General features: G+C 60.8%; 21 protein-coding genes and 5 pseudogenes. 13 read left to right on the plus strand and 13 right to left on the minus strand.

What is annotated here, in order from left to right; genetic code table 11:
• Nucleotides 1-6 precede the first annotated feature (6 nt).
• The 5 genes and pseudogenes from trbJ to trbB all read right to left on the minus strand — a co-directional run bounded on the left by trbJ (nt 7) and on the right by trbB (nt 4,884).
• On the minus strand, nt 7-756 hold the full coding sequence (trbJ, locus tag NKH13_RS09475) for a P-type conjugative transfer protein TrbJ (protein ID WP_502908418.1): 750 nt from the start codon (nt 754-756) through the stop codon (nt 7-9).
• Nucleotides 753-3,259 (minus strand): annotated as a pseudogene (gene trbE / locus NKH13_RS09480) (conjugal transfer protein TrbE). The gene trbJ and the pseudogene trbE overlap by 4 nt, the downstream one beginning before the upstream one ends.
• Before the next feature lie 10 nt (nt 3,260-3,269).
• Nucleotides 3,270-3,533 (minus strand): VirB3 family type IV secretion system protein, encoded by a 264-nt coding sequence (locus NKH13_RS09485; protein WP_352912354.1) that lies wholly within the window; start codon nt 3,531-3,533, stop codon nt 3,270-3,272.
• Nucleotides 3,533-3,796: a TrbC/VirB2 family type IV secretion system protein gene (locus tag NKH13_RS09490; protein ID WP_352474837.1), complete on the minus strand. Its 264-nt coding sequence runs from the start codon at nt 3,794-3,796 to the stop codon at nt 3,533-3,535. The genes NKH13_RS09485 and NKH13_RS09490 overlap by 1 nt, the downstream gene beginning before the upstream one ends.
• A gap of 74 nt (nt 3,797-3,870) precedes the next feature.
• Nucleotides 3,871-4,884, minus strand: coding sequence for a P-type conjugative transfer ATPase TrbB (trbB, locus tag NKH13_RS09495; RefSeq protein WP_352912356.1), 1,014 nt, complete (start codon nt 4,882-4,884; stop codon nt 3,871-3,873).
• 239 nt (nt 4,885-5,123) lie between these two features.
• Here trbB and NKH13_RS09500 point away from each other — a divergent pair.
• Nucleotides 5,124-5,240: pseudogene (locus NKH13_RS09500) on the plus strand (IS110 family transposase); the annotation flags it as partial.
• A 181-nt stretch (nt 5,241-5,421) separates the two neighbouring features.
• On the opposite strand, the gene NKH13_RS09505 reads toward NKH13_RS09500, so the two are convergent.
• Complete coding sequence (locus NKH13_RS09505) at nt 5,422-6,462, minus strand: GSU2403 family nucleotidyltransferase fold protein (RefSeq protein WP_352912358.1); 1,041 nt, start codon at nt 6,460-6,462, stop codon at nt 5,422-5,424.
• A 309-nt stretch (nt 6,463-6,771) separates the two neighbouring features.
• Between NKH13_RS09505 and NKH13_RS09510 the strand changes: the two genes are divergently transcribed.
• Complete coding sequence (locus tag NKH13_RS09510; protein WP_352912459.1) at nt 6,772-6,990, plus strand: DUF3072 domain-containing protein; 219 nt, start codon at nt 6,772-6,774, stop codon at nt 6,988-6,990.
• Between the two features lie 203 nt (nt 6,991-7,193).
• On the opposite strand, the gene NKH13_RS09515 is transcribed toward NKH13_RS09510, so the two are convergent.
• Both NKH13_RS09515 and NKH13_RS09520 read right to left on the minus strand, forming a co-directional pair.
• Complete coding sequence (locus NKH13_RS09515; protein ID WP_352912360.1) at nt 7,194-7,319, minus strand: hypothetical protein; 126 nt, start codon at nt 7,317-7,319, stop codon at nt 7,194-7,196.
• 436 nt (nt 7,320-7,755) lie between these two features.
• Nucleotides 7,756-7,929, minus strand: a complete 174-nt coding sequence (locus NKH13_RS09520; protein ID WP_352912362.1) for a DUF2905 domain-containing protein — start codon at nt 7,927-7,929, stop codon at nt 7,756-7,758.
• A gap of 780 nt (nt 7,930-8,709) precedes the next feature.
• Between NKH13_RS09520 and NKH13_RS09525 the strand changes: the two genes are divergently transcribed.
• Entirely contained in the window at nt 8,710-10,962 is a 2,253-nt protein-coding gene (locus tag NKH13_RS09525; protein WP_352912364.1) for an amylo-alpha-1,6-glucosidase, read from the plus strand.
• Nucleotides 10,963-11,180: 218 nt separating this feature from the next.
• Here the strand turns inward: NKH13_RS09525 and NKH13_RS09530 are convergent, their stop codons facing one another.
• Nucleotides 11,181-11,303 (minus strand): hypothetical protein, encoded by a 123-nt coding sequence (locus NKH13_RS09530; RefSeq protein WP_352912366.1) that lies wholly within the window; start codon nt 11,301-11,303, stop codon nt 11,181-11,183.
• A gap of 272 nt (nt 11,304-11,575) precedes the next feature.
• Between NKH13_RS09530 and NKH13_RS09535 the strand changes: the two are divergent.
• Both NKH13_RS09535 and NKH13_RS09540 read left to right on the plus strand, forming a co-directional pair.
• A pseudogene (locus NKH13_RS09535) lies at nt 11,576-12,459 on the plus strand (hypothetical protein).
• Nucleotides 12,460-13,145: 686 nt separating this feature from the next.
• A complete protein-coding gene (locus tag NKH13_RS09540; protein ID WP_352912368.1) occupies nt 13,146-13,577 on the plus strand; it encodes a hypothetical protein in 432 nt (143 codons plus the stop codon).
• A gap of 641 nt (nt 13,578-14,218) precedes the next feature.
• On the opposite strand, the gene NKH13_RS09545 is transcribed toward NKH13_RS09540, so the two are convergent.
• Nucleotides 14,219-14,395: a hypothetical protein gene (locus NKH13_RS09545; protein WP_352912370.1), complete on the minus strand. Its 177-nt coding sequence runs from the start codon at nt 14,393-14,395 to the stop codon at nt 14,219-14,221.
• A 105-nt stretch (nt 14,396-14,500) separates the two neighbouring features.
• Between NKH13_RS09545 and NKH13_RS09550 the strand changes: the two genes are divergently transcribed.
• On the plus strand, nt 14,501-14,731 hold the full coding sequence (locus NKH13_RS09550) for a hypothetical protein (protein ID WP_352912372.1): 231 nt from the start codon (nt 14,501-14,503) through the stop codon (nt 14,729-14,731).
• Nucleotides 14,732-14,810: 79 nt separating this feature from the next.
• Here NKH13_RS09550 and NKH13_RS09555 read toward each other — a convergent pair whose 3' ends face one another.
• A complete protein-coding gene (locus NKH13_RS09555; protein WP_352661268.1) occupies nt 14,811-15,266 on the minus strand; it encodes a CopG family transcriptional regulator in 456 nt (151 codons plus the stop codon).
• Complete coding sequence (locus tag NKH13_RS09560; RefSeq protein WP_352912373.1) at nt 15,250-17,247, minus strand: conjugal transfer protein TraG; 1,998 nt, start codon at nt 17,245-17,247, stop codon at nt 15,250-15,252. The genes NKH13_RS09555 and NKH13_RS09560 overlap by 17 nt, the downstream gene beginning before the upstream one ends.
• 134 nt (nt 17,248-17,381) lie before the next feature.
• On the opposite strand from NKH13_RS09560, the gene NKH13_RS09565 reads away from it, so the two are divergent.
• On the plus strand, nt 17,382-17,702 hold the full coding sequence (locus tag NKH13_RS09565) for a hypothetical protein (protein ID WP_352912460.1): 321 nt from the start codon (nt 17,382-17,384) through the stop codon (nt 17,700-17,702).
• Nucleotides 17,703-18,176: 474 nt separating this feature from the next.
• On the opposite strand, the gene NKH13_RS09570 is transcribed toward NKH13_RS09565, so the two are convergent.
• The gene (locus NKH13_RS09570; RefSeq protein ID WP_352912375.1) at nt 18,177-21,038 is read right to left on the minus strand and encodes an ATP-binding protein; all 2,862 of its coding nucleotides are present in this window, start codon (nt 21,036-21,038) and stop codon (nt 18,177-18,179) included.
• A gap of 401 nt (nt 21,039-21,439) precedes the next feature.
• Between NKH13_RS09570 and NKH13_RS09575 the strand changes: the two genes are divergently transcribed.
• The 6 genes and pseudogenes from NKH13_RS09575 to NKH13_RS09600 form a co-directional block, all read left to right on the plus strand.
• Nucleotides 21,440-21,856, plus strand: coding sequence for an organic hydroperoxide resistance protein (locus NKH13_RS09575; protein WP_352912377.1), 417 nt, complete (start codon nt 21,440-21,442; stop codon nt 21,854-21,856).
• 72 nt (nt 21,857-21,928) lie between these two features.
• Nucleotides 21,929-22,990: an alpha/beta fold hydrolase gene (locus tag NKH13_RS09580; protein WP_352912379.1), complete on the plus strand. Its 1,062-nt coding sequence runs from the start codon at nt 21,929-21,931 to the stop codon at nt 22,988-22,990.
• Nucleotides 22,991-23,014: 24 nt separating this feature from the next.
• A pseudogene (locus NKH13_RS09585) lies at nt 23,015-23,528 on the plus strand (cytochrome P460 family protein).
• Nucleotides 23,529-23,596: 68 nt separating this feature from the next.
• Complete coding sequence (locus NKH13_RS09590) at nt 23,597-24,502, plus strand: oxidoreductase (protein ID WP_352912380.1); 906 nt, start codon at nt 23,597-23,599, stop codon at nt 24,500-24,502.
• 38 nt (nt 24,503-24,540) lie between these two features.
• Nucleotides 24,541-25,323 carry an alpha/beta fold hydrolase gene (locus NKH13_RS09595; RefSeq protein WP_502914561.1) on the plus strand — a complete coding sequence of 261 codons (783 nt, stop codon included), beginning with the start codon at nt 24,541-24,543 and terminating at the stop codon, nt 25,321-25,323.
• Nucleotides 25,324-25,403: 80 nt separating this feature from the next.
• Nucleotides 25,404-25,828 (plus strand): annotated as a pseudogene (locus tag NKH13_RS09600) (alcohol dehydrogenase catalytic domain-containing protein); the annotation flags it as partial.
• Between the last annotated feature and the right edge of the window lie 161 nt (nt 25,829-25,989).

Here is a 25,989-nt window from a genome sequence, read left to right on the forward strand (position 1 = left end):
TTCGCCTCAGTCGTGGAACATTTTTACGGGTGACGGGCTGTAGCTGCTGCCCGTCATGAAACGGCTGAACTGTTCCCGTGCCTGCTCCTGCGCGGCTGCCCTCCTCGCCTGCTCAAGGGCCTCGGCCCTGCCTTGTGCTGCCAGCATCGCGGTGAGATCGGCAACTTGCTTGGCCTGCACGGCAAGAAGCTGGTTGCCGGCCTGCGTCGCCTGCAGCACGCCGACAGCCGACTGGCTGGCGCTGACCAGCGCACTCGTCTGCCCTTGTGTCCCTGCGATGTTGTCGACTGCGACGGCGCCGGTTTTCAGCGAATGCTCGAAGGCAGACACCGAGGTCTGCCAGCGCTGGCGCGCGCCCTCGACAAGCTGCTGGCTGGAGAGTTCCGAACCGAAATTCGTGTAAGTGGAGGCAAACTGGCTCTCGATATCCTGGACGCTATAGGCCAGCTTCTCGGCCTCGCCGAGCAGGGTCTTCATCTCGGAAAAATCGCCCTCGATCTGGCCAAGCAGCGAGGTCGGCAGCGACGTGAGATTCTTCGCCTGGTTGATCAGCATCTGCGCTTCGTTTTGCAGCGAGGTGACCTGGTTGTGAATCTGCTCCAGGGCACGTGATGCCGAAAGCAGGTTTTCGGCATAGTTCCTGGGATCGAACACGATCAGCGCTGATGCTGGTGCCGATGAAAGCGCCGTGACGACGGCGATGGCGCCGGCTGCCGCCATGCGACGGATACGGCTGCCTGCAAGAATGGAATTCATGACGAAATCTCCTTGGTGGACTGGTCGATCACGTTGGTGAGACCTGGGATGAGGTCGGCCGCCCAGGAGAGACCGCGCTCCGCTAGCCAGGCCTCGAGGAAATGGTCTCGGCCTGCCTCGGTGACTATCCGGTCGATCGCGGCCTGGTCGGATTTGGACGATGTGGCGCAGAGCGCCAGCGCGATCGGACCGAGCCCCAGTTCGAACAGACGGTTGCCGCGGCGGCTTTGACAGTAATAGTCGCGCTTCGGTATCGCCCGGGCGATGATCTCGATCTGGCGATCGTTGAGGCCAAAGCGTCGGTAGATCTCGGTGATCTGCGGCTCGATGGCGCGCTCGTTCGGCAAGAACAGCCGCGTCGGGCAGCTTTCGACTATTGCCGGCGCGATTGGCGATCCGTCGATGTCGGAAAGCGACTGCGTGGCGAAGACCACGCTGGCGTTCTTCTTTCTCAGCGTCTTCAGCCATTCGCGCAGCTGGTCGGCGAAACCGCCATCGTCGAGCGCCAGCCAGCCCTCGTCGATGAGCAGCAGTGTTGGCCGGCCGTCCATCCTCTGCTCGATGCGGTGGAACAGATAGGCAAGCACGGCGGGAGCAGCACCCGTGCCGATCAGGCCCTCGGTTTCGAACGCCTGGACGGAGGCTTCGCCGAGACGCTCGTGCTCGGCATCAAGCAGCCGGCCATAAGCACCGCCGATGCAGTAGGGGCCAAGGGCCTGTTTCAGCGGCGAGGACTGCAGCAGCACGGACAGGCCAGTCACCGTTCTCTCCTGGACTGGCGCAGAAGCCAGCGATGTCAGTGCCGACCACAGATGTTCCTTGACCTGCGGCGTGATGGTCACGCCCTCGCGCAGCAGAATGTCGACAAGCCAGTCGGCCGCCCAGGCCCGCTCTGGCGTATGATGGATGCGGGCAAGCGGCTGTAGCGCCACGGTATGAACGTCGTCCGACAGATCGGACAAGGTGAGCAAGGGCAACGGATCGTCAGAGCCCTGCCCGCTTTCAGCATTGCTTCCGAGACTGTGCCAATCACCATTCATGGCGAGCATGGCAGCTCGGATTGAGCCACCGAAATCGAAGGCAAAGACCTGGCTGTTCTCGTAACGCCGGAACTGAAGCGCGATCAGCGCCAACAGGACCGACTTGCCGGCGCCCGTCGGGCCGATGACTAGGGTGTGGCCGACGTCTCCAACATGCAGGCTGAACCGGAATGGTGTGGCGCCCTCCGTCCTGGCGAAGAACAGCGGCGGCGCTCCAAGATGCTCGTCCGCGATCGGACCTGCCCAGACCGCGGAGAGCGGAATCGTGTGCGCAAGGTTGAGCGTGGAAAGCGGCGGCTGGCGAATATTGGCATAGACATGGCCAGGGATGCCGCCCAGCCAAGCTTCGACAGCATTGACGCCTTCGGCGATGCAGGTGAAGTCCCTGCCCTGAATGATCTTTTCAACCAGACGCAGCTTTTCGTCCGCAAGCGACGGATCGGCGTCCCAGACTGTCACGGTGGCGGTGACATAGGCTTCGCCGATCTGATCAGAGCCCAGGTCCTGGAGCGCCGCGTCCGCATCGGCCGCCTTGTTGGCGGCGTCAGAGTCGACGAGAACGGATGCCTCGTTGGTCATCACCTCCTTGAGGATCGCGGCGACGGATTTTCGTTTCGCGAACCACTGACGCCGTATCTTCGTCACCAACTTGGTCGCGTCGGTCTTGTCCAGCATGATCGCCCGCGTCGACCAGCGGTAGGGAAGGCAAGCCGATTAAGATCGTCGAGAATCCCCGGGAAGGTCATCGTCGGAAACCCGGTGATGGTGAGTGTGCGCAGATGCGCATCGCCAAGCCTCGGCTCTAACCCGCCGGCCAACGGCTGATCGACAAGCAGAGCGTCGAGATGCATCGGCGTTTCTGGCACGCGAACGCGATGCCGCTTGGTCGAAATGGTTGAGTGCAGGTAACTCAGCGTCTCTCCGTCATCGAGCCAGTCAGCTTCGGGAACGAAGCCCTCGATGAGGTTGAGCAGGCGGTCGGTCCGATCGATAAAAATCTTCAGGAGCTCCCAAGGATCGACGCCCGTCTTTTCCCGGCCTTCGTAGAGCCAGCTCTCCATTCGCGACGCTTCCTCGGCCGGAGGCAGCCACACGAAGGTGAGGAAGTAGCTGCTTTCAAACAGCACACCGGAGTCTTCGAACTGTTCGCGACGCTCGATGTCGAGAAGTGCGGATGCGCAATCCGGGAACCGGCTGTCTGGGTAGCCGCCGGCAGGATTGCGCTGCGCTTCGACAAAAATTGCCCAGCCGGAGCCGAGCCGGCGAAGCGCGCCGTTGAGCCGCGCGGTCGTGCCGACCAGCTCGGCCGGCGTGGCGGAGTCCAGATCCGGCCCGCGAAAACGCGCCGTCCTTTGAAAACTGCCATCCTTGTTGAGCACCACGCCCGGCGCCACCAGTGCAGCCCACGGCAGATAGTCGACGAGGCTGGCGCCGCTCTTTCGGTATTCCGCGAGGTTCATCATGATGAGGAGCTCAACAGCCGAAATGCGAGGGATAGCGAAGGTGCCGGCGGGCCACGTCGACGAACTGCGCATCGCGCTTTGCCGCCCAGACGGCCACGAGATGCCCGACCGCCCAGATGACGAGCCCGGCGATCCACAAGCGAAGTCCCAATCCGATCGCGCCGGCCAGCGTGCCGTTGGCAATCGCGACTGCACGCGGCGCGCCGCCGAGCAGGATCGGCTCGGTGAGCGCGCGATGCACCGGCGCGAAAAAGCCACGGATCTCTTCCTCCATCAGATCAGCGCTCCGCCGCCGAAGGAGAAAAAGGACAGGAAGAACGAACTTGCCGCGAAAGCGATCGACAGCCCGAAGACGATCTGGATCAGCCGGCGAAATCCGCCCGACGTGTCGCCGAAAGCGAGCGACAGGCCGGTTACGATGATGATGATCACTGCCACGATCTTGGCGACTGGACCCTCAATCGATTCGAGAATTTGCTGAAGGGGCTCCTCCCAAGGCATGGAGGAACCGGCAGCATGGGCGGGCGCAATCGTCATGATCGCAGCGGTCGCCGCATACGACAGCTCCACGGCAAGCTTACGGAAAGTCGAGGAATTGAATCGGATCCGGGTCATTCTGAAGCTCCATAGGGCGAGTGGTGATTCACGGTCGTTGTGGTCTCGAAATTTGCTTCCAGGGTGCGGTAGTCGCCGGTGGCCGGATCGAGCCCGTCGACCAGGGCGATCTCGACGAGCCGGCGCGCTGAGCCGCGGCCAGCGAGAACTGCGATGATATCTATGGTTTCGCCAATCAGTGCGCGCGGAACCGTAACGACGGCCTCCTGCACGAGCTGCTCCAGGCGGCGCAATGCGCCAATGGCAGAATTGGCGTGGATGGTGCCGATGCCGCCGGGATGGCCGGTGCCCCAGGCCTTCAACAGATCGAGCGCTTCCGCGCCGCGTACCTCGCCGATCGGGATGCGGTCGGGCCGAAGCCGCAATGATGACTTCACCAGATCGGAAAGCGAGGCGACACCGTCCTTGGTGCGCAGCGCTACAAGATTGGGCGCAGCACACTGCAACTCGCGTGTGTCCTCGATCAGCACGACGCGCTCGGCGGTTTTAGCCACCTCCGCCAAAAGCGCGTTGACCAGCGTGGTCTTGCCGGTCGATGTGCCGCCGGCCACCAGCACGTTCTTCCGTGTCTCGACGGCAAGCTGCAGTACGTCAGCCTGGCCTTCGGTCATGATGCCGGCAGCGACATAATCTTGAAGCGTGAACACCGCGACTGCCGGCTTGCGGATGGCGAATGTTGGTGCCTTAACGACAGGCGGCAACAGACCCTCGAACCGTTCGCCCCCGGGCAGTTCAGCCGAAACGCGCGGCGAGCCCGAATGCACCTCCGCACCGACATGGTGCGCGACCAGCCTGACGATCCGTTCGCCGTCGGCCGCGATCAGGATTTCATTGCTTGCAACGAGTCCTTCGCTGAGACGATCAACCCACAGGCGACCGTCGGGATTGAGCATCACCTCGACAATGGCTGGATCGTCAAGGAAGCCTGCGATGGCCGGGCCGAGGGCGGTGCGCAGCATGCGCGCGCCGCGCGACGCCACTCCCTTGCTGGCATGATGGTTGTTCGCCATGCGGGTCCCCGTTTCTCCCCACGAACTGGTTCGTGGCGCGGTCGGGGATCATTAGAAAAGGCAGGAGTGCCGGCCTTGCAACAAGCAAAACCGGCGATCGTGGCATGACGTGCAGAGACTTGCGAAATGCGGTGCCGCGACCGCGATAGCTCAGCAACCCGGTGCCCGACTGGCCATCGCCGCTCCAGCAGAACAGCCCGCTATGTCTAGGGCGGCCACAAGCGAAGCCCGATTAGAAAATCATTGTTGGCATCGACGTTTCCAAGGATCGGCTCGACGTGCATGTTTTGCCTTCCGGCGAGACGTTCTCGGTGGAGAACGACCACGCGGGGGTGGAGGATCTGGTTCGGCGGCTGGCAGCCGCCCAATTAGTTCGATTCTGTCGGCTGAGCCTACATCAAGGGGTGTCATGCCAATTGGTCCCAAAGCAGAGGAAGCTGGCGTCTTTCGTCCCTCCGATCTGGCGCTGCTGGGCCGCGTCTTCGATCGGTTGGAAGTTGAGGGCCAATTCAGCCGGCCAACATGTAGCTCAGACATTCACAGCCGCGACGCTGGTCGCGCGAATAAATGATTAGCCTCGTCGAAAACGGCCCTTGGGAGGACCCGAAGCTCGCTTGCTTCGTAGGGGAGATGCTCGAGATACTGCGTCGTCAGCCGGGCAACCACTTGCGCTTGGGCCAGGTCGCGACGGCGCTTGATTGGCTCGCGATCCGCTCGTTTTGAGACCCAGAACTTGTGAGCGGCAAAAATACGCGGATCGGGAACCACGAGCCGTAACGGTCCGCCTTTTTCATCGATGGCGATTGCTTCGAAAGCAGGGGCACTTTCCAACCATGCCAGGCCGGCGATCTCGGCGGCCACCAATTCGTCGTCGGCCTTCCCGACAGTTTCCCGGCTCGGCTTCCACGCCGGGTTTGCAAGCGGTTTGATCAGATCCACGAGGTATCCGTCGCGGTTCACCGCGCGGAACGTGGCGGATGAACGCTCGAAAGACCGATCGACCTTACGCAAAAGGTTGATGAGCGCTCCATGTTCGACGTTGGCGCCAGACATGATCCTGAGGGACTGGCGCGAGTCCATGAGGAGATCGATATCTTGCGTCGATGTGATTCCGGGATCCACGAACACTCCGGCCGCCGCCTCATAGGCGTAGACCGCATTCGTGCCTGCAATACGAATGCCTTCCCCGAGAAGACCGGCGTCATCGATTGCTCTGATAATTCTTGCGGCGATCAGGGGAACACGTCCAAGCCGGAGCGCGCGATTGACAGCAGATTGGCGCTCCATCTGCTCCTGTCGCGCAGAGAGCGTTTCTTGGGCCGACGCGCGAGCTGCTTCCCAATCCGCCTTGAGAGCTTCGCTCGTCGGCGAGCGCCGACCCTCTGCCTTTTGGTGTCGTACGCCCGCGGCGTCGTAGTAGCTTCGCATCAGGTGGTCGATGCTGTTCACGGTGTGCCAGACGAGGGATCCCCGAAAGCTCTTCGCCTTCCTTTGGGCCTCCTTGAGCGCAATGAAGCGCTGGTCGGAATTGACTTTTTCCCGACGCTGATCGTTATTTAATTCAACAAAATCAGCCAATTCAACAGTTACCCTACGTTTAGCTCCGAGCTGTTGCAAGACACAATAGGCGGCGGAGCGGCCGATTGCAACAGCTCTCACGTGATTCCATTGCGACTGTTGAAGTAGCTGAATTAATTAAAAAATATGACGACGACGCAGCTTTTCTACGGCAGCGCAGTCCAAGCAAAGGCGCCGCTCGAACGCGGCCTTCGCTGGTTCTATTCGATCCGCAGACCGGGCCAGTGCAAACGGTCTGAGAAAGCTACCAATGTGGCGGAACAAATCATGATCATTTCTCATTGTGGTGATCATCGAGGGAGATTGATCATGGGCGACCAGCACAACCCAAAAATCGAGGCATCGGCAAATGTCGAAAAGGACCCGGAAGATTGGGTCAGCGGAGCTGACCCAATGACTCCCGCGCAAGCCTCCTATTTGAAAACTCTTGCCGAACAGGCCGACGACCCTGACGCCTACGCTGATGGCCTCAGCAAGGCGGAGGCTTCTAAACGCATTGATGCACTGCGGGAGAAGTTAGGCCTGTAGCGTCTGCTCGTGGCTTTTCGTCTCCAGCGAAGGACAGCCGACCGGGTCGGATTGGGACAGTTTCTGAATTCTGCGCGTTGCTGCCACTCGCGATCGAGACGACAAACGGCGGATGGGAGTGGCTTATACGGGCAGCAGCCCGGCATCCGCCCTAAGCTCGCCAAGACTCGCGCCCGCCGGTCCAATCCTGCTGTCGAAACAGATCAGGACGTCCCGATGAGGGCGATGGTCAGCAGAGACACAAAAAGGATAAGGGCAATCGCAGCGCCCCAGAAGAGAACTTTTTCGGTGCCGCGTTGCTCTTCCTCGCGAGATATGTCTTTCGCCATTGCATGCATCCTTTGCGAAGGTCAACGACTTAGCAACGTGCCGCGCCAACGCTGAGTTCCTGGCAGCTATCTTGCCCCTTCGGCACTGAGAGAAAGCTCTCGGAATCAAGCCTCGTGTTGTCCAACCGTCGGTTGGTGGACGTATTGCAGCTGATGCATCTAAAGTTCCCTTGATCCGCGCGCACAGGGCATGCCCGACCCCGAGCCCCCGCCCGGTGCAACAGCGCGTGATCGGCCCCGCCGCATCAAACTGTGCGGCGGGCTTTTTTTATTCACGCGATGGAACACCGGCGCGCAGGGAAAGTTCTGTCCCGGCAGCAAACTCTTTCCCTAATATTTTTGCTGCCAGATCGGATATCTCCGATCGGCCCGCGTCGTTCTTATCCTCCGGCGACGCGGGTTCGCCGTCCTCGCTATCGGCTGAGTAGTCACAGTACTAAACGACAGAATGATGCTGATCAGAATCCCGGTTCGGAGCATAAAACGTGAAGCTCTCACGTTGGATCACGATATCACTGGGCAATCTGCCCAGACCGACCCGCGACAACCAGGCCCACAATAGGCCTATGGCAACTATGATCAAACCAATGACAATCAGAGTTCTGGGCATGGCGGCATCCGGCCGGGACTATGGTGGCAGCCCGTGGCTTGTTCAATCTCATTGCTGTTTTTGCTCTCGTTGAGCCTCAATTTCTTTTGGTTCTTTCTTGTCGATCTTCGCCGTCTCATTGTCAGCATCGCCGACTGCGCGAAGCAAATTCGTCCATCTTGGCGTGCAGAGCCTGAGTATCGCGGTGCTCGGCGAGCTGGATGAACAGCGCCAATAATCCAGATCGCCAGTGTGGCAGCGCCATGCCAGCCAAGCCATTTTGGCCTGGGCACGGTCTGCAGTGTCCCAAATGCTCGGATCGGTCTCAGTCTCGTCACCAAGGCTCCTCGTTGACACTCGCCGAGAATACACCAGTTTGATCTGAAGACACTTCGAAGGTTGGCGCCCGCAAGCACCTGATGCTGGCGACTATTTTGATGAAAGACGGTCGAGGACAACTCCGGATGGACGCGTGCCGTCGAGCGACCAGATTGCAGTGTCGCCGCGCGTCGCCAGAGCGCATCCATCTTTCTCCGGCTCGCGCGTTGGAGGATGGCAGTTCGCCGGCTCGATTCCGGTGGCGAAGGGCAGATGTGCGCAATGGCCGTGGGCTCACAGCTTCGCCCACACGCTGGTGATGAATGGGTGAGGCTCGCAGCGCGTGGTTGTGGGTCGGCTGGAGGATGTGCTCGAAGCGGTCCGATTGTTCGAACTCGTCGATGACCGGGTGGTGGGTCGCCTACCTGGGACGTGATTTCGTGACGATCTGGGGCCAGGCGTTCAAGGCAGACGTCAGGTCTCGTGGCCGAAGATCGCGGCGGCGGCCGACGCTGGCTGTTCAATCTGTTCCCGTGGATGCTGATCGATCGGGTGACGGTTGAACCGATGACGCTAGAGATCACAGTCGGACCACCGCGTCTGGCGATCAACCAGGGACGCAGCTTCCTCGTCACCGAACCGGATGGCCAGATCGCCTGGCCCACGTATAACGGGTTGTATGCGTCTGACACACGCCTGATATCCAGCTGGCAGATCTTTGCCAATGGGCAACCATGGGACCTCCTCAGTTCCGGAAACATCGCCTACTTCGCCGCCAAGATCTATCTGGTCAATCAGGCGTTCGCGACCGAAACGAACCATGTGCCAGCAGGCAACCTGGGGCTGGTAATCGGCCGCGCCTTGGATGGTGGGCTGCATGAGGATTTTGAACTCGTAAACCACGGGCAAAAGCCAGTGCGCTTCAATCTGGAAGTTGCCATGCGCAGCGACTTTGCCGATCTTTTCGAAGTCAAGGCCGACGCAATCATCCGACGCGGACGTATTACCACGGAATGGTTGTCCAGAGCGGCGAGCCTTCGTACCTCCTACGCCAATCGGGACTTCAAGCGAGACGTCATCGTGAAGGTCCGCCGGACGGCCACAAAGCCCGTCTATGCCAATGGCCGGATCAGCTTCGACATCAAGCTCGAACCGGGCGCGACATGGCATGCTTGCCTTCTCTACGACTTTGGCAATGGCGAGACAATCTATCGGGCGCCGCGAGCCTGCATTGACAAATGCCTCGAGTCGAAGGCTGCAAAACGCCTCGGCGGATGGCAAGGCAGCGCCTTGAAGTTCAACTGTTCCAATGACGAATTTCACCGCTTCTACCATCAGGCGGTCGAAGACATGGCCGCGCTGCGGCTGCCGATCGAAGGCACGGACGAACTAGAATACGTGCCGGCCGCCGGACTGCCCTGGTTCATAAGCCTTTTCGGTCGCGACAGCCTGATAGTCTCGCTTCAGAATGCCCTGGTCTATCCAGATTTTTCGCGCGGCGCGTTGGACGTCTTAGGGCGATTTCAGGCCACCGAACGCGATGACTACCGCGATGCGGAACCGGGAAAGATAATGCATGAGCTGCGCACCGGCGAACTCGCTCATTTCAATTTGATCCCCCATACGCCCTATTACGGCACGGCCGATGCCACGCCTCTGTATCTTATCGTGCTCCACAACACCTGGCGTTGCACCGGTGACGCCAGCCTGCTCGAGCGACATATCGCAACGGCCGAGAAGTGCCTGGATTGGATTGACCGGTATGGGGATCGTGACGGCGACGGTTTCCAGGAATACGAAACCCGCTCGGCTGCCGGGTACGAGAACCAGAGCTGGAAAGACGCCGGTGACGCCGTGGTTTATCCTGATGGCACCCTGGTGAAGGGACCCAAGGCGCTTTGCGAATTGCAGGGCTATGTCTATGATGCTTGGCAGCGCATGGCTGAAATCTTCGATGCCAGAGGCGATGGCGATCGTGCCGGGCAGCTTCGCCTCAAAGCCAAGAGCTTGTTCGATAGATTCAACCAGGTCTTCTGGGACGAGGCGTCCGGCTTCTACGCATTCGCGTTGGATGGCGACAAGAAGCCGGTGCTGAGCGTCGCTTCCAACCCTGGTCACTGTCTTTGGTCGGGAATAGTCCCACCCGAACGAGCCGTCAGGGTGGTGCATAGGCTGACGAGGCCGGATATGTGGAGTGGTTGGGGGGTCCGGACACTTTCGGCCGATCACCCGGCCTACAATCCACATTCCTATCAACGCGGCTCTGTATGGCCGCATGACAACGGGTTGATCGCGCTCGGCTTCCGGCGCTATGGCTTTTTCGCGGAAGCCTGTCGCCTCTCTCGCGACGTGAGCAGCGCCGCAATCTACTTCATGCAACATCGAATGCCAGAGCTGTTCGCCGGATTGCCGCGAACGCCCACGACTTTCCCCGTGCAGTATAAGGGGGCGAACGTTCCGCAGGCATGGGCGGCCGGATCCTGCTTTTCGCTTCTGCAGGCGATCATCGGCTTCCAGCCCGACGCTCCAAATGGCAAGCTGTACATCGATCCCAGGCTGCCCGACTGGATAGAGGAACTCACCTTGAACGACTTGCGCCTGGGCAAAAATCGCCTCGAACTCCATTTATGGCGCGTCGGCGCCGAGACCCGTTGGCAAGTGCGCGACGGCGATCCTTCACTGGTGGAAGCGCGAAGTTGTGCCACCGGGCCGAACTTGCGCTTGGCCTGCGTATGAGGTGAGCTCCGGCGGAGCCATCTGCCCTATTTTCAGGACCTACGGGTAGAAACGGCCGCGCATCTGCTCAAGACGAGCAACATGAACCCGGACCAGATCGCTGCCACGCCGTTTGCGTTGAAGGTTGCGATGGTGGTCATTCGTCACCTCAAGCCGATCCGCTCGATTGCACCCGCGGATTGCCGTGACAAAGCTCCCTTCCCCCGCCTTGGAAGTGCTTAGCTGTCGTCCTTATAAGACTTGGCGGCTTCATCGATCTTACGCCAATCGTTTCCGTGGCGCCGCACAAGCTCCCGCGCCTGGGCTGGCGATATACCTTGCGTTTCGACGATGTGGTTCACTTCCGTCTCCTCGCCTTTCATGGGATGCGAACGAGGGCTCGTTGGCCGTCTGGCCGTTGGGTTTTTTGCATCTCGTCTGGGCATGAATGGACCTCTCCTGGAGCAGAATAAACGGTTCGGCGCGGCGAAGGTTTCGCCGCGCTAGCTCGTTGAGCAGTTTCACCGATCGCCTCATCGGCTCCCCTTGCGGCTCTGACTATACGTTCTGGTGTTCTTGGACCCAAATGAGCTGCACCGCGTTGTTTGCGAGCAGTGCTGTGCTTCGCAATCTGATGGAAAACTCCCACGCCCCTGCTGCACCGCAGCCCGCTCCTGGTGCCGAAGCGCACTTTCCGTACGATAGAGCGGCGGTAGAGCGGTTTCGACAGGCATTCCCGCGCGCCAGGTGGAGCGACGAGCGCAGAAGCTGGTTCGTACCGGGAAAGACCGCCGCGCGGCGCATCCAGCGCTGGCTTGCGCAAGAGGCGGATCTACGAGTAGCACATGATGACAGCAAGGGACGGGACGCCTTCGCCTTCGATCCCCTGTCGAGCCGGTATCTGGAAGTCGCGGATGACCTGCGCATCCGCACGCCATATTCGCGGACGGTTCTCGAGGAACTGCGAGCCGTTCCATGGGCGAGCTGGGACGACGAACTGCGGGCCTGGAGGGTGCCTTTCCGTTCCTACGAGGAATTGAGGCGCCATTGGCCAAGCATCGAAAGGGCCGCACGCCGCGCGGAACCGGAGGAGAGGAAACGGCGACGGGAAGCGTCCAAAGACTCCGAGGAATATAAAGCCGCCAGATTGCGGTATGCCGAACGCAGGCGACGTCGCTATCCACTGCCCCTGACGATTTACCCCAGCTTGGCCGTGCCGTGGCAACGGAGCAATACGGCATCGTGGTCTTCACCGAGATTTCGGGTGAACTCGTCGACGCCTCGGAGCTAGCAGCGTTCTATCCGCATTTGATCGAGGCGAACGTCGACCATGTCTGGGGCAGATGGCGTTCGGCGACGTTAGCTGAATTGATTAGAACATGGCCCGCTCGGCGTACTGCCGGGTTAACGGAACGGCAGCGAGGCTGGTGGCAACCAACGCTGCCCGAGCTCAGGGTCGCTCGCCAAAAAGCTCGAAGCCTGGCGCGAAGAAGGGCAAGGCTTGTGCCATCGTTCTAGCCTTTCCGGCTCGCCGCTCCAACGTCTTTCCCGGTTGCCCCCGGCAATTGAAATGTCACCCCGATCGGAGCCTTCCATGTGCAACGATTGCGAACAACATATGGCCTGGCTGAACATTGCTGGATGATGACGTCGCTGACCGTGAAGTTCCCGACGCATGAAACAGAACTGACCTGCGCGTAGGCGCACGACACCAGCATCGATGATCTGGCTCCAATAGCCGCGTGGCAGGTAAAGGCATCGACCGGCTTCTATGACGTTTGGAATCCCACCGGCCGGACCTAACGGTGGGCCGGTGGTCAACTTCCGCTCCGAGGGAGCCGTCAGTTTGGTAACAGCAGACGGTACCTGCTTCGGCGTCGGCGTTCCTCGAATTTACCGGAACGACGTACCTGAAGGCGAAAGATCCATTTCCGCTCCAGGGTCGGCGTTTATGGCCATCGCTGGACCGAGAAGAGTCCGCCGCTCCGCTAACACGTGGCTGGGCGGGCGCGCCAAGGTCATCGCTGCATCTCAAACCATTTCTGCAGAATTTGACGCACACAAGGCCAATCCAAGGCCAACTTGGTGTGCATACCAGCTTGGAATTGTGCGGAACCGTACGAAGTCGATTGCAAGCAACCAACCCGGTTGGCCGGGCATTAATTTAGCAAAGCGTGAATTAGGAAAGCATCGGGAGGAAGACCATGCTGCACGTTAACATGCCTCGCGAATTTGAGGTCGGCGATGAGGTTGCGCTGACAGGTATCGTCATCACGATTCTCCCCAGCGGGCGCGCCAGGGTGAGCATTCCTTCGTATGACCATCCTTACACGATTGATCCACCGCCCAAAGTCCGGGCCGGCGACCGAGTGGTTCTTGTTGGGGACGTTACCCGCATCGATCGCGCGGCGAACAAACTCACTGTGCGGATTGACTGCGGCGGGGTGATCACGGTCGACAAGTCGGCGATCACTCGGCTGAGAAAGCACCGCCGGACTTCAGCGGGTTGCCGCTCCGGCGATACAATGGCCGGTGTGCGCCTAGGGGAAATGCAAGCGCCTTTGAACAGCCTAAGGGTGCGGCGCTGTCCAGCCGGAATATGGGCGGACGAAGGGATAAATGGGCTCGACTGCTAGGGCACGAGTTCACCTAGTGCGTCGCTGGCGTCTTCGGATTACTAGTGAAGCAAGTCAGATCTGGCCCTATCGCGACCTGACACCCAGCGTTCGCGCATTCGCGATCGTCGCTCTCGGCAACAGGCGGCGCGCCCGTCCGGGACGCGTCGCTTGTGTGCGCTGTGAAAGGAGACGCCCAGCACATTTCGTGTGAAGGCAACGCGGGCATCCCGCTCAACGGTAACCTTTCTTTAGAATGACCGCCTGGTCGCCGGTCGGCGAGTTCAACCGCGATGGGCTCCGGCTCGTACCCATTATGGAGATCACATGTTCGTCCCGGCCCCGATGCCGGCAATAGGTCTGCTTCGAAGCGTCGTGACGGAACTGGGCGACATGGTTGCGGTGGAATAAGCGTCCTCGCCCTGGCTTAACAACCCGGTCGGGCCGCGTCACATCGATAACAACCACAACGGCAATCAAGTCGTCGCTGAAAGCCCGCAAGGTATCTGTCACGACATTGCGTTCCGGCGAAGCTCCGCCCTCGCGACGGGGATTCGTTGTAAGCCGATCAGACCGTAATGCCAGCCAGAAGAGCGAGAACTAGCCTCGGTGTTCGTCTCGACCAGGATCGACCTTCGTCGACGGTCGTCGGTAACCGCCGCCTACGAGTCGAGGTCGTAGGGCTCGTGGCCCAGCTCGTTGTGATGAAGCGCCTCTGCCATACACCTGATGTCGAACGCCTGGCCGCACGCCGGGCAGACGACGAAATACTCCTCCTCCCGAAGTGGCGATGCATCGTGGTTTTGGGGGATGACGATGTCATTGTATTCGTCGGGCATTGGGTCCTCCGGCAACGCCGCCCGCCATGCTGGAACGCCTGCCGGCAGGATTTGTTTCAAAGTTATTGCGCCTGAGAAGAAGCCCTGGGCATCGGTTGTGGCTCGATGTCCGGTTTCGACAGCGATGCTGTCAATAAGCCTTCTTTGTCACCGGGCAGTTCAAACCGATTTTCATCTGCAATCTTTGGTTACGGCCCGGGCAAGAACCGTTTCGGCGCGCGCGAGGCTCGAAATTTCACCAAGCATGCGCGGTCATCTGAACTCAAATCCGGCAACGCACACCGCCTGCCTGAGATCGACTATGGAGACGAATGCCGAGGCCCGCCACTCCGATGAAAGGTGATCTGATGGGTATCAGCTGCGCAAAATGGCTCCCCAATCGGGCACCTGTTGAAGCGCCTGTCTTGCCGGCAGCTCATCCAGTTGCTGGCGGCGCTGGCGGGACATCGTCGGCTATCTCCTGCCTCAGCCTTGGGCCTTTACTGAGCCGGCGACCGAGCGCATCGACGAAATTGTCGTAGCGCTGCAAGCCCTTGGCGCGCGCCTCCGCTTGCGCGGATTCCGGCAAGGCTGGAGTCGAGTTGAGCCAAAAACGGACGAACAATGCTAGCGTCTCAATAGCAATTCCGACGTCTCGCTCGACCCGCTGCACGCGTCGATCGATCTGGTCGAGGCGGCGAGTTATCGCGGCTTGCTTTCGTTCTTCGGCGTCCGGCGACAGGAACGACGCGAGCGCAGCCTCGGCGACCAGTGACAGCGAGACCTCGCGCCGCCCAGCGTAATCTGCCAGCGCCCTCATTACGTCAGGGTCGAGATAGGCAGACAGACGTCTTTTCTTGGCGTTCTTCATGCGCTCAAAGCTCAATGCCATCATTGGGGTCAAGGGCGGCCTGGCGTGCAGCGCGCCTCATAGCCTGATCGACACTGCGACGACGCAGAGCGTCATCGTCGGGCTCGTCACGGTCGAGGTCGAACTCATCGTCGCGCCGTTCCGTTCGCTCCGGCGCGATGTCTTCGTGTTCGGGAAGCTCGGGCTGGCGGCGAATGCCGCCATTGGCCGGATCCTCGTCCTGCTGATCCCTGGCAGGCCCCAGCTCGCGAGATTTCCCTTCCGGCTCAGCAAAAAGTGTCGTGTCGGTCCAGTCGTCAGAGCGAGCGTTTTGCGTTGTCCCTCCGGTCCTTGGTGGCGGCAAGACACGCTCGGCAAGACGCGGGTCGGCAAAGTAGCGTGCCTTCTTCGCACGGATTGGGAACTGGCCCGAGATCATGATGATCGCATCGGTCGGCGGCAGCTGCATGATCTCGCCCGGCGTCATCAGTGCACGCGCCGTTTCCTGCCGCGACACCATTAGATGCCCGAGCCAGGGCGACAATCTGTGCCCCGCATAGTTTTTCATGGCGCGCAACTCGGTCGCGGTCCCCAGAGAGTCTGAGATGCGCTTGGCTGTCCTCTCGTCATTGGTGGCGAAGCTCACCCGCACATGACAATTGTCGAGGACAGAATTGTTCGGTCCGTAGGCCTTTTCGATCTGATTGAGCGATTGTGCGATCAGGAACGACTTGATGCCGTAGCCGGCCATGAAGGCCAGCGCGCTTTCGAAGAAATCGAGCCTGCCAAGCGCGGGAAACTCGTCCAGCATCATCAAAAGACTCCGCCGGTGATCCTTCGCGTGAAGATCTTCGGTGAGCCTGCGGCCGATCTGGTTAAGTACAAGTCGGATCAGCGGCTTTGTGCGACTGATGTCCGATGGCGGCACGACCAGATAAAGCGTCGTCGGCCGTGCCTCCTCGACAAGGTCTGCGATCCGCCAGTCACAGCATGACGTCACCTTGGCCACAACTGGATCGCGGTAGAGGCCCAGAAAACTCATGGCCGTCGAGAGCACGCCGGAACGCTCGTTCTCGGACTTGTTGAGCAGTTCCCGTGCAGCCGACGCCACCACGGGATGCGGGCCTGCATCACCCAAATGCCGCGTCAGCATCATGGCGCGCAGCGTTGTCTCGATTGGCCGCTGTGGATCGGAAAGGAAATTCGCCACGCCGGCGAGGGTCTTGTCTTTCTCCGCATAGAGCACGTGCAGTATGGCGCCGACCAGCAGCGCATGGCTGGTCTTCTCCCAGTGGTTGCGGCGTTCCAATGTGCCTTCTGGGTCGACCAGAACATCCGCCACGTTCTGCACATCTCGAACTTCCCACTCGCCCCGTCGCACCTCCAGCAGAGGATTGTAGGCTGCGGATTCAGCATTGGTCGGGTCGAACAGAAGCACTTGGCCGAACCGGGCCCGCCATCCGGCCGTCAGTTCCCAGTTTTCGCCTTTGATGTCGTGGACGATTGCCGAACCCGGCCAGGTCAGTAGTGATGGCACGACCAGGCCGACGCCTTTGCCGCTTCGGGTCGGTGCGAAACATAGCACGTGTTCCGGACCGTCATGACGCAGATAGTGTCGGTCCAACATACCCAGCACCACCCCATCCTGACCGATCATCCCAGCGGCCTTGATTTCGTCTCGCGTCGCCCAGCGCGCCGAGCCGTAGGTCGTGGTGTCCTTTGCCTCGCGCGCCCGCCACAGCGACATCCCGATCGCTGCGGCGATCGCCATGAGGCTGCCGCTCGCCGCAATCGCCGCGCCCTCCAAGAAGACCTTCGGCGCGTAGGCGTCGTAGAAAAACCACCACCAGAAAAAGGCTGGCGGCGGATAAACGGGCTGTCCAGCCAGTTCGAACCACGGTGGACCGAGTTGGCTTTGAAAGCCGAGCCGCCCTGCCGTCCACTGCGTCGCCCCCCAAGTTGTCGCGACGATGATCAGAAAGGCGGTGAGGATCTGGCCCCATAAAACCTTGCTTGCCGGCATCCGTCGTTTCCCCAAATGGATGATCGGAAACAACCGAAAAGCTCGAATTCCTAAATCCGCAAGACAAAAGGAGCTGTCGAAGCAGCAGGGCGTATCCGGACGTGAAAAGACTTGCCCGATGCGGTCTCGAATGGATGTCGAGCCAGCGCGACCAGGATTTGTTCATCGCCTCGCTGACCGTTGCTGAAATCCGCTGCGGGATTCTGGAGGAGCCGCGGGGCAACATGCCTCGACCGCCGGGAATGATCTCGGCGTTCTCTGTCGACGCACAGCCGCCGCCTTGGCTTGCCGGAGACCTTCAAAGCGCCGGCGACCGCCTCACTGCCCTCCTCGTCTCGACGCAAGTGTTCGTTCGAATGATGCTTTTCCGTGGCCTTGAGCGCAAGTTTTTGGCAGCCAGCACAGGACCTCCTCTTACGCTCGCTGGTCGTCAAGGCCCAGCGGCCTCTAGCTGACAGTTCCCCCCGCAGCCAAGCCGCTGGGCCCCCTCGGCGGGGGATGGGGCATTTGAGACCAAGTAGCGCTTACCGCTGCAGTGCGAAGGCGCCTGACAGATGACCGCGTCAGCCCCTCCATCCCGAGCTACGATTTCCCGCATTCAATCGGGCACAGCAAATCCAAGGTCAAGCGAGGCCAGCAAATCAACTCGAGGCGAAGTCACCAGGGTAGATGAAACAGCTTCAAGGTCGAGGCCGATGTGTGCACAGCCGCTCAATCGGCTCCAATTCGCCAAAGGGATCGAGCGTGCCTTTGGTGATAATCCCAAGTACGACGCCAGCGCCGGTCAACTGCGTCAGAGCGGCGTACTTTCAACTTCATCTTGGCCGTGTCCGGACTCGAGATCGATCTGACAGGTGGACCTTGGGCAGCCCTTATGTCCGCTGTCATGAGGCGGACTGGCAGGGTTGGTTAGCGAAGGCTCAAGTCGACTAGCTCAGCCTCGCCAGCAGGAGTGCGGCTGACTGCAGGTCTGCTGTCTCCAAGCCCTCCCCAAATCGCGCGAAAATTGGCTCGAGAAGTGCTCGGGCGCCCTCGCGTTGTCCGCGAGCGGCCAACAGGGAAGCAAGGTCGACAGCGGTCCGCAACTCCCATGCACGCGCGCCCTGACGATTGCTGAGTTCCAACGATCGCCGAAAACACAATTCTACTTCTTCGTCGGAGTCAGCTCGCAAAGCCGCGAGAACATGACTGCCTTTCACCCGCAACAGCTCCGGCATATAGCAAAGATCGCCGTTTGCCTCGACCTGCCGGATCGTCTCATCGATCAGTGACAGCGCTTCCGCGGATCGGCCGGTTGAGGCGAGGCCCTGAATGAACGCTACGTTGAGCGGCGTGGTGAGCAATTCGTATGGCGCGGCGTGAAGCTCGGCAAGACAGCTTCGAAGGCTTTCGACACCGCTGCTTGCGTTGCCTCGACGAATGGCCAGCTCCCCCTTGAAGCCGCGCCCAAGCGCAAGATAGGGGCCGAGGGAATGAAATTCGGCGCGCGAGGAAAGACGATCGATCTGTTCCTCCGCGTTCTCCAGGTCGCCAACCCAGAGGAACACGGAAATTGCCCAGACAAGTGCAATGGAGAGCGTCAGCGGATGGTTCAGGACTTCCGCATCCTTGATCGTCAGGAGCGCGCGCTCCCGAGCCCGATCCGGATGGCCTTGCAGCCAGAGTGTCCTTGCCAGAATCGCGCTGGCTAAAATCCTGCCGTCGAAACCGAGATAGTTCGTCGTGGTCCGGTCGGAGCGCGGCCCGTATCGCAACGCCGCTTCAACCGCCATTTGGGCACGATCGAGCTCTCCGCTGAGGTGAAGCGAAATCCCCATCAGGGAATGCGCCAATGTGGTTGAGACAGAGTCCTCAAGGGTTCCGGCGATGACGGAACAGCGCTCGGCATAGTGCAGCGCAGACGTGAACTCTCCCCTACGCAGGTGGAACATCTGCAGCGGGCCAAGAATCTGAAGCTGATCGAGCGCGTCGCCACGCCTGTCGGCAATGGCAAGGCTTCTGTTCAAAGCCACGCGCGCCGCATCCTTTCCGCCACGCGTGAACATCAGGGACACCCCCAGGGCGGCCTGAAGACGCATCTCCTCCAAGCCGCCGCCCGTAGTGTCGTCGAGGGCAAGGACCGCCTGCGCCGTCCAGCGATGGCATTCGGCGAGCAAAGACATCGACAGAAAAACCGGAGCCGCCGCGGCAGCCAGGCGGACGCCGACTTCAGTGTTTCCGTCGGGCCCGAAGCACCAGTCCAGAGCCGTTCGCACATTGGCCAAGCCCGCTAGGTGAAGCGACCGTTGCACGGCGCTCGACAAAGTCGGCCACTCGGCTCGCGTCTCCTCCAGCCAGCGCAGGTAGTGGGCCGCATGACGTTCGGCGAGGCTCTCGAGTTCCGCATCGTCGACGTCGAGCTGAAGGGCGTAAGCCCGCGTCGTATCGAGGAGCCGGTAACGCATCGTCGCTCCGGCGGGTCTTGCCGCTACCATCGACTTGGCAATGAGGCTGTCGATGGTGCCAAACACGAGAGCGTCATCGATGGTCGCGCTCGTCACGACGTCCAGGACGGCATCAATCGAAAAATGACCAACGAAAACGGCGAGCCGACGAAGCAAATGGCGCTCGAGCTCGGATAGCAGTCCGTAGCTCCAGTCCAACGTGGCCTGGAGGGTCTTCTGCCTGGGCGGCGCGCTACGCTGTCCCGGCCACAACAGCGTCAGCCGCTCGTCGAGAAGTTCGGCGGTTTTCTGCAGGCCGTAACTCGCAACCCTTCCTGCTGCGAGTTCGATCGCGAGCGGCACGCCGTCGAGCTTGCGGCAGATAGAGGCCACGATGGCGGCGTCCGCATCCTGGAGGTCAAGGCGCGCTCCGCTCGCTGCGGCGCGTTCCAGGAACAGCTGGGTTGCAGGGAAGCTCTGCGCCACAGATGGGGCGAGGTCCTGATCGTCCGGCGCGCATAGAAGCGGCTCCAGCTTGTAGATGTACTCGCCTTCGACTTGAAGAGGCTCTCGGCTCGTTGCCAGCAGGTGGGCCTGCGGTGCAGTGGCGAAGATGCGGGCGGCCAGATCTGCCGCCGCGTCGATGACGTGCTCGCAAGTGTCAAGGATCAGGAGGATTCGCTTGTCCGCCAGATAGGCGACCAGACCGGATGTCGGGTCGTCGGACTGAAGAGGCAGCCCCAACGTCGAGGCTACGGTCGCAGCAACCAGGTTGGAATCACTCAGCGCCCCGAGATCGACGAAATGTACGGCACCCGCGAATGCTTCGATTAGGTCATGGCCCACCGCCACGGCAACAGTGGTCTTGCCGACCCCACCCGTGCCTACGACCGTAACGAAGCGCGTGCCGGCCAGTCGCGTTGAAAGTGCGATAGTATCATCGGTCCGGCCGACCATCCGGATCAGGCGACTTGGCAGGTTGGCTTGCGGATAGCTGACGACGACCTCGCTTTGCACGCTGTTTTGACCATCCACTCGCGAGACGGGGGCCACGAAGCAGTAGCCTCGCCCCGTCAGAGTGGCGATGTAGCGTGCCCCGTCTCTGCCGTCGCCCAACGCCTTTCTGAGGTTGGCGATGTGAAACCGCAGACTGCCTTCTTCGACAGTGACGTCGGGCCAGACCTGGGCCAGCAGATCCTTCTTGCTGACGATCTGGTTGGGGCGCGCAGCCAAGGCTGCCAGTATATCGAAAGAGCGCGTGCCGAGATCGACAGGCACGCCTTGCCGCAGCAGGAGCCGCTCACCCGCCGCCAGCGTAAAGTGACCAAACGATATCCTGTCGCTCGTCGGCGCGGCTGGCGATATCATGGCATCATTCTTCGTGTTTCCTGATGGCTTAGGCAAATCTCGGGTCCAGGTCCAAGACCTGTGTCGCAGAAACTCCGATTTCGTCGAGCGACGATTTGAGGCAGGGCATGATACTGGCCCAGCCCTAGTTCCAAGACGTGCGGTCACTGGCGAGCGCTAACACCGCATCATAGTGCATAACGGGTGCTCCAGGCGATCCTTCTCTATGTGTCGAAGCAGCAAGAACTTCCGCTGACCAGCCCAGGGAGAATGATGATGCCTGCACTGTAGTTATCGCTCGTGCCGCGCGACTCGCTTCGGACGCAAGCCCTTACCGTGTGCTTGCGCTCTCGTGGATAGCGAAGCCACGCGCAATTTTCCATCGATTTTCCTAGTGCCCTTTTGCAAGGAACACAGACATCATGAGCCAGTCTGAAAAGCTGTTGTATACCGCCAAAATCCGCACCACTGGCGGCAGGGATGGCACGTCGCGCAGTTCCGACGGTCGACTGGACATCAGGCTTTCCACGCCCGGCGGCCCAGGCGGGGGCACCAATCCGGAACAGCTGCTTGCGACCGGCTGGTCAGCCTGCTTCGAGGGAGCGATGGCAATCGCCGCCCGCAAGATGAACATTATCCTGCCGGCTGGCCTCGCAATCGATGCGGAGGTGGATCTGAACGTTGCCGACGGCGCCTTCTTTCTCGGTGCGCGGCTCAATGTGAGCGTGCCCGGGCTCGACCGCGACGTTGCCCAGGCTGTTGTGGATGCGGCGCATCAGACCTGCCCCTACTCGAAAGCTACGCGCGGCAACATCGAAGTCGCAATCACCTTGGTCTAGCCCATCGATCACATTGATCGATCAAGCGTGACCACTCTCAGCAAAATGTCATTACGACAAGGCGGTGCACAAATGAACGCAGTCAGAACCCCGGAAAAAATCGACCATCATCGTCGTCATCTCTTCGGCATGGCTGCCGCGACGGTCGCCGCAGCGCAGCTCGGCGCGATCGGTATTGCGGGAGCGCAGGGCAGCGGGACGGAAACGACCGCTTCCCGCCCGGTTAAGCCGCGGACCTCGTTCTCCCCACTGAAGCAGATCGACGCGGGCCCGCTGAACGTCGGATATGCCGACGACGGTCCTGCGCATGGACCCCCGGTCATCCTTCTGCACGGATGGCCCTATGACATCTACAGCTATGTCGACGTCGCGCCACTGCTTGCAGACGCTGGGTACCGGGTTATCGTGCCATATCTGCGCGGCTACGGCACGACCCGGTTCCTGTCGGACGCAACGCCCAGGAACGGCCAGCAAGCGGCGCTTGCGTCCGACATCGTTGCCTTGATGAATGCGCTGAACATCCAAAAAGCGGTGGTCGCAGGCTATGATTGGGGCGCGCGAACGACCAACATCATCGCCGCGCTCTGGCCTGAGCGCTGCAAGGCCATGGTTTCCGTCAGCGGCTATCTCATCGGCAGTCAGGAGTTGAACCGGATGCCGCTGCCGCCGAAGGCCGAGTTGCAATGGTGGTATCAATATTACTTCGCCACCGAACGGGGACGGGCGGGTTATGAGAAGTACACCCAGGATTTCGCCCGCCTGATCTGGGAGCTTGCCTCGCCGAAATGGGCCTTCGACGACGCCACCTTCGAACGGTCCGCTGCCGCATTCGACAATCCCGACCACGTCGCCATTTCGATCCACAACTATCGTTGGCGACTCGGTCTGGCACTGGGCGAGCCAGAATATGATGCTTTGGAAAAGAAGCTTGCAGCGTTGCCGACGATCGGTGTGCCGACGATCACGATGGAAGGCGACGCAAATGGCGCCCCGCATCCCGATCCGGCGGCCTACGCCAAGAAGTTCTCCGGCAAGTACGAACACCGACTGATCTCAGGTGGTATTGGCCACAACCTGCCGCAGGAGGCACCGCAGGCCTTTGCGCAGGCGGTCATCGATGTCGGCAAGTTCTGACGATCCATGAAGCGGAGCTTTCCGATGAAACCTCATTATCTCCTGCCATGTTTGGGTGCGATCCTTGCGTCATACGGCTTCGTGGTGTTGGCCGGTTCGAATGTGGGTGCGAATCCGCAGGCTGCATCTCCGATCTATGGCGTCACCATCCCCGAGGGATATCGGCAATGGGAACTGGTCGCGCCGGCTGAGGAAGCAGAGCCCCTCAACGAGCTTAGGGCGGTCCTCGGCAACCCCGTGGCGATCAACGCATACCGCGAGGGAACACCTGCCGTTCCCTGATGGGACCGTTCTGGCAAAGCTCGCCTGGAAACACGTCCAATCGTCCGAATTCGAATCCGCCTCCGTTCCTGGCGCGGCTACGACGGTTCAGACAATGGTCAAGGACTCGAAGAAATATGCCACCACCGGTAGATGGGGCTTCGGCAGATTTGTCGATGGCAAGCCGGCTGACGAGGCCCAGCATCAAACCTGCTTTGCCTGTCATGCGGCGCGGGTCCAGGGCAATGACTACGTCTTCACGCGCTACGCGCCCTAACCGGCTCACTGGGAGTCTTTGTGTGAACGCCCTGCAGGGTAGGTAACCCTATCGAAGGAGAAAGTGCCATGTCGCAAAGATGGCTTGTCACGGGAAGTTCGCGAGGCATCGGCCGTGCCCTCTCGGAAGCGGTCCTCGACGCCGGTCATCGTGTGGTCGCGACCGCACGAGAGCCCGCGCATTTGGCTGACCTCACGGAGCGCTACGGTGATGCCGTCCGAACGGTTGCGCTCGACGTTACGGACCCGGCTGCGGCACAGGCAGCCGTCCGCGTGGCCCTGGACAGCTTCGGTGGCCTCGACGTCCTCGTCAACAATGCCGGCTATGGCAACGTCAACTCAGTAGAGGATACGCACCTGGACGATTTCCGCAGGGAGATCGAAACGAATCTGTTCGGGACGATCATCGTGACCAAGGCGGTCATCCCAGTCATGCGCGAACAGCGCGCTGGCCACATCATCCAGTTCTCGTCGGTCGGCGGACGCGTGGGCGCGCCAGGTCGCGCACCCTATTCGGCCGCCAAGTGGGGCGTTGAGGGTTTTTCCGAAGCGCTCTCGCTGGAAATGGCGCTGATCGGCGTCAAGGTCACCGTCATCGAACCCGGAGGCTTCCGGACCGACTTCGCGGGCTCCTCGACCTCGCTGCGGGAGGGCCGGCCCGAATATGACTCGGTCGTCGGCGCAACCGCCAGGCTGCAACGGGCATACAACAACCATCAGCCCGGCGACCCGGCGCGGGCCGCGCAGGTGATTCTCGAGATCGCCGCGATGAACCGCCCGCCGCTGCGCCTACTGCTCGGTAGCGACGCCGTAAAGGTCATCGAGCAGGCCGATCTCGCGAAACTGGAAGAACTCGAGAGGTGGCGCGGGCTGAGCATCTCAACGGACTTTCCGCAACAGGTCCGTTCCATCTCGGGTTCGGCCGAGGGACACTCTGAAACGCCCCCGCTTTTGGCCTTGCGTCCATCGCGATGAAATAACTACTCCGACCAAAACCATCGAAAGAATAGATGATGAAAAGATTGCTGGCAGGATTGACGATCGCCATGGCCTTATCGGGCAACACCTACGCGCAGGCCGAAAAGCCCGCCCCCGTTAAGCCCACTGTCGTCCTGGTTCATGGCGCGTTTGCTGACGCATCGAGTTGGAACGGCGTCGTCAAAATCCTCGAGAAGGACGGCTTTTTCGTAGTGGCCGCCGCCAATCCCTTGCGGGGTGTTGCCAATGACGCCGCGTATATTTCCGATATCCTTTCAAGCATTGGGTCGCCTGTCGTCTTGGTGGGGCATTCCTATGGCGGTTCGGTCATCAGCGAAGCCGTCAACGACAACACCAACGTCAAGGCACTGGTCTATGTGGCGGCGTTTGCACCGGATGCCGGCGAAACGGCTGCAGGGCTGGCGGGCAAGTTTCCCGGCAGCACGCTCGGTCCCACCCTCGCTCCGCCGGTTCCGCTTTCAGGCGGCGGCAAGGATCTCTATATCCAGCAGGACAAGTTTCGCGATCAATTCGCAGCGGACGTTCCCGTTGCCGAGGCGAAGCTGATGGCCGCGACGCAGCGACCCATCACGGAAGCGGCGCTGAAGGAGCCCCAGACCGCGCCGGCCTGGAAGAAGATACCCGCGTTGTTCATCTATGGGGACAAAGACAGGAATATCCCTCCGCAGGCTTCCGCATTCATGGCTGCACGAGCGCACTCGCGAGAAACCGTCGTAGTCGAGGGGGCCTCACACGTGGTGATGGTTTCAAATCCCGAACCCGTCGCGAGGCTGATTGAGAGGGCGGCCGTGCACTAGCTGGCCGTGCCTTGCAGTGAGGCGGCGCCTTCGATCTTGCCAAGTTCTGGCTTGTTCCGTCAACAACAGGAAATGTTGAAATGAAGGCAGTCGTAATGACCCGCAGGGCGGGCCAGAGGTGATGGAATTTGTCGAACGGCCGGAACCTGTACCGGGTCGCGGCCAGGTGCTGGTCGAGATCGCTGCAGCGGGCGTGAACTTCATGCTTATCGGCGTGCGACACGGCCTAGCGTGGACAGAGAGGCTCGACCCGAAGATTCTAGGCGTGGAAGGTGCCGGGCGCGTCGTGTCAGTTGGTGACGAAGCTGGGAACGTCCGAGTTGGGGACCGTGTTGCGTGGGTCTACGCGGCAGGGAGCTATGCAGAGCGGGCGGCCATACCGGCCGATGCTCTCGTGCCGATTCCCGACGAAATCGACGACCGCACCGCGGCGGCTGTGATGATGCAGGGACTTACTGCCAGCCATTTCGCGACGGATTTCTATCCCGTACAGCCCGCCGACATAACGGACGGGACCGCAAAGGCTCGTATTCCGTGATCACGGAGTTACTGAATTTCCAGACCCATTATTATTCCCGGTGGCGGACCCCAACCCGCTGGGCCGGCGTCTACTAGGCATCTACCCAACTGCCCCAATGACGCCGGCCACTTGCCGCGGCCGCAGTG

Origin of the sequence: Mesorhizobium sp. M1348 (genome assembly GCF_040317925.1) — a bacterium.
GTDB lineage: Bacteria > Pseudomonadota > Alphaproteobacteria > Rhizobiales > Rhizobiaceae > Mesorhizobium.